6 protein-coding genes are annotated in these 4,217 nt (G+C 36.0%); all 6 read left to right on the top strand.

Annotated elements, in window-relative coordinates:
- Nucleotides 1-660: plasmid recombination protein (locus AC1RO3_RS07765; RefSeq protein ID WP_481762200.1), on the top strand; the 660-nt coding region annotated here is incomplete at its 5' end.
- A gap of 577 nt (nt 661-1,237) precedes the next feature.
- Nucleotides 1,238-1,402 carry a transcriptional regulator gene (locus AC1RO3_RS07760; RefSeq protein WP_481761992.1) on the top strand — a complete coding sequence of 55 codons (165 nt, stop codon included), beginning with the start codon at nt 1,238-1,240 and terminating at the stop codon, nt 1,400-1,402.
- Between the two features lie 74 nt (nt 1,403-1,476).
- Complete coding sequence (locus tag AC1RO3_RS07755; protein ID WP_481761991.1) at nt 1,477-2,208, top strand: replication protein; 732 nt, start codon at nt 1,477-1,479, stop codon at nt 2,206-2,208.
- Nucleotides 2,205-2,426: a hypothetical protein gene (locus AC1RO3_RS07750; protein WP_481761990.1), complete on the top strand. Its 222-nt coding sequence runs from the start codon at nt 2,205-2,207 to the stop codon at nt 2,424-2,426. Before AC1RO3_RS07755 ends, AC1RO3_RS07750 begins: the two co-directional genes overlap by 4 nt.
- 93 nt (nt 2,427-2,519) lie before the next feature.
- Complete coding sequence (locus AC1RO3_RS07745) at nt 2,520-3,140, top strand: GNAT family N-acetyltransferase (RefSeq protein WP_481761989.1); 621 nt, start codon at nt 2,520-2,522, stop codon at nt 3,138-3,140.
- A gap of 574 nt (nt 3,141-3,714) precedes the next feature.
- Nucleotides 3,715-4,217, top strand: a 503-nt coding sequence (gene mobV / locus AC1RO3_RS07740; RefSeq protein WP_481762199.1) for a MobV family relaxase, incomplete at its 3' end; no start/stop codon positions are given.

Here is a 4,217-nt window from a genome sequence, read left to right as displayed (position 1 = left end):
GATAGAAAGCTCTCAGCTAAGCGTATATTCAATCGTGAAGCCTTACAGCGCATTCAAGAGGAATTACCACAATATCTCAAAGAGAATGGCTTTGATGTTCAACGTGGCAACAAAAACAAAGAGCGTAAGAATTTATCAGTACCCGAATACAAAACTATGCGGGAAGATTTGAAAAAAATAGAGACCGAAAAACAAGAGACACAAGCAAAGCTTGCAGATACTAAAAAACAGCTTGATGAAATCAAGCCACGGGATAACAAAAAAATTGCTAGTAAACCAACTTTGCTGAATAAAAATAAAGTCATGGTTGATAAATCTGATCTCGCTGATTTGGAACAACGGGCGTCTTTTAGTGATAATTACAATCAAATGCATGCTAGAGCAAGGCGTGAAGCCGACTCGTTAAGAGATAAACTGACTAGAACAACGTGGGACTATAATGACCTCGAAAGAGAGAATGAGCGATTGCAAAAGTTAGTCGGAACACTTCAAGGCATTGTCCGCAATGTTGATGAATTTCTACACAAAAAACTAGGTATCAATTTACCTGACAAGTGGCTAGAACGTGCAGGACTAAAAGAACCGTCTAAAAAAGCCCCTGAAAGCTCACAGGAACTCGAAAAACATAAATCTGATGAATTAGGCGGTCCACATCTTTAAAACGCTTATATGGGCTTAAAATGGCATTTAAGAGCTTAATTTAACATCTGGCTAGATTGAACGTCGTTAATTTTGTGTCTGTCAACGGTAAATCGAATTAAAGGGGCTTGCTGCTTTAGCAGTTAGCCCCTTTTTGAGGCTTTAAGGAGTTGATAGACTAGCGGATAAAACACTTTTGCGCATGCAAAGAAAAGCACACCTGCTTTTTTTGCCTGCCCCACGGCGAGTGCGGGGTGAGTTTGAGCGGGAGCTCCCGCTCATTTATGGGGTCAAGCTGACACAGCTTGCGGGTTTGGGCGGAGCCCATATTTTGGTTTGAGTGGGATAAAAATTTTGAAAATCAGGGGGCAGGGAGCGAATTTCGCTCCCGTACTACGACCCCCCTATAAGTGCCGAGTGCCAAATTTTACTTGAATAGGACTTTACGCTTACTCTCCCAATGGATTTGGGAGTTTTTTTATGACCGCCGTTTGACCGCCGTTTTGACCGCCGTTTTTTTAAACGGGTTATTTTTTGACTATATAGACTATAAGTATATAATGATGTATAATGATAAAAAAATAAAGGAGTGAGTTTTATGCCTGAAGAGAAAACAGAATATCAAGTTGTAACCGTTAGAATACCTAAAAAGATGTATGCTGATTACAAAGAGATTTTAAAAAGTGAAGGAAAAATTGTAACTTACGATATTAGAAACTATATGCGTGATGTTATCGAAAAATCTAAGAAAGGAGAAAAATGAGCATAAAAAAAGAGCGCCCTCTCTCAAGTTCGCTCGTGAAAAATGCTTTTATTTTCTAAAGGTGATTATACTATATGACTACTAAAAATACAAAGGCTAGAAACTTTGCATTCATTTTGTATCCTGAAAGTATTCCTGAAAACTTTATTGAAAATTTAGAAAAAACTGGTATTCCTATGGCGATTAGTCCGCTCCATAATTTAGATAAAACTGAACGAAAATTTAAAGATATGACTCCTGATGAACAAGAGATAATAAGTGCTGGTGGATCAATTTATAAAAAACCACATTATCATGTTTTGTATATTGCTCGTAATCCGGTTACTGTTGAAAGTATTCGGAAAAAAATAAAACGTAATTTAGGTGATCAATCTGTATCTCATATCGAAATTGTTGATAGCGTGGAGTATTATTTTCAGTATTTAACGCATGAAAGTTCTGATGCAATTAAGAAAGGTAAACACCGCTACGATAAAAAAGATTTAATCTTTATAAATGATTTTGATATTGATAGATACGTAACACTTGATGAAAATGAAAAGAAAGAATTAAGGCAGACTTTACTTGAAATTGTAGATGAATATAACATTGTTAATGTAAAGGAATTAAGCTCGTTTATCAGACAAAGAGGTAACGAATTTGGAATTGAGAGTATGAAATATGTGAATGAAATAATTTCAAGTTCTTCTGGAATTTTTCGACTATATTTTGATGCAAATTACCAATGTGGTTATCGTCCGGTCTATTCAAAAACCATTGATCCTGATACAGGAGAAATAAAGAATGAGAGAGGGGTGAGAGCATGAGAGAGTTTAGTGAAAGTGATGTTGAGAAATACTTAGAATACACTGATCAAAATGTTATCCCGACTAAAGAGCTTTTAGGTCAATGCTTTATTTGTGGTATAAAGTTAAGTGAAACTGAGACACCTGAAGGTCCAGAAAAACGAGTTGTTTGTTTGAAAGATAGAGATTACTTTGTTGAAGGATTTGAGGAATTGATAGAAATGGGAGAAATAAAATAAATATTGAGACTGGAGAGGTTAAGTAATGATTATTGACGTGGAATATATTGGATTTAAGAACAATTTAGAAGTTAATTATTTGGAGGAAAAGTAATGACACAAGCAGATATTAAATACCGTCCTATTAAACCATCCGATTATCATATCTTGGAAGATATGATTCGCAAATCATGGAACTACGATCGATTAGGAAGCCCAAAATTAGCTAAACAACTGTCTAAAATATATCTTGCCAGTTGTCTTGTTAATCAAACATTTACTAGTGTTGCTGTTTTTAATGAAGTGCCTGTTGGTATTATTATGGGTAAAAATAGAGAAACACATCGTAAACCACTAAGGTATCTTATTCGGCAAGGAATTGCTGTTGCACGAATTGCTATATCTAAAGAAGGGCGTAAAATTGGAAAGACGTTTCAAAAATTTGAAGAAGTTGATGAAATTCTTTTAAAGAGCATTGGTACAAACTTTGATGGTGAATTAGCTTTTTTTGTTGTAGATGGAAACCAACGTGGTTCAGGTATCGGTAAACAATTGTATCAACAATTTTTAGATTATATGACATCTGAAAATCTTAAGACATTTTACTTATTTACGGATACGACATGTAATTTTGGCTTTTATGAACATCAAGGTTTGGAACGATTAGCTGAAGAAACGCTCGATTTGCCAGAATTACAAGAGAATATGCATTTCTATTTGTACGGAAAAATGTGATAAAAGGGGCTAGTATTATATTTTCTAAGTAAAATGAAAAAATGTTATTTCTTAAAAATTTACCTTCAATGGGCGCGATTGTTGAACTATTTTTTTAGAAAAGGGTAGCTTAGGCTACTCTTTTTTATTTGGCCAGTGGGAAAATAAACGGTAGGGTCAACGATAAATGTCTGACTGAAGCAAATCGGAAGGAATTTAAGAAGTTGATACGATCCACTGATTTTCCACCCTCTTGGCAACTCGTTTTCGAGCCGTCGGAGACATGTAGAAATTTTCTGGGTTTGCCACTTTTGAAAAAGTGGCAAGGTCTGTTGTTTTGAATTTGATATTGAAATGAATTTGCAATCGTTGCGGAAAAATGCAAAGGTGAAAATATCATTTCTGTTACTAGAAAAAAGGACAGCTGTAGGCGTTTTTTTTTGTGCCTGTTCACGTCGAACCTTTTCAGCCTAAAGGCGAAAAAAGGGGCAAAGTGGACAGACAGTTTTTAGCCTCGCAGAGACCACACTTCACAGAGTGAAGTATAGTGGGTTATACTTTACTTGGAAGATAACTCCGAAATGAGGTGCGTACTATGAGTTTTGTAGTGGCTAGAATGACGAAATTAAAAGCTGATAATTTAGTCGGTATTGGCAATCATGACCAACGGAAAACGACTAATCACAGCAACGAAGATATTGATGTTTCCCGCTCCCACTTGAATTATGATTTGGTGGCTGGGCGCACTGATAATTTTAAAACGGATATTGAAGCCTATATCAACGAAAATAAAGCTAGTAAGCGGGCAGTTCGCAAAGACGCTGTTTTAGTCAATGAGTGGATTCTAACCAGTGACAAAGATTTTTTTGAGCAATTAGACGAAGTCGAAACCCGTAAATATTTTGAAACAGCCAAACAATATTTTGCAGATAACTATGGCGACGAAAATATTCGTTATGCGGTCGTTCACTTGGACGAGAAGACCCCTCACATGCATATGGGCATTGTGCCCTTTGATGATGATAGAAAGCTCTCAGCTAAGCGTATATTCAATCGTGAAGCCTTACAGCGCATTCAAGAGGAATTACCACAATATCT

The sequence above is a fragment of the Dellaglioa sp. CoH-57-MRSF-19 genome, assembly GCF_056781975.1.
Note: the sequence above shows the minus strand (reverse complement) of the source record. Positions and strands in the feature narration are given on the sequence as shown.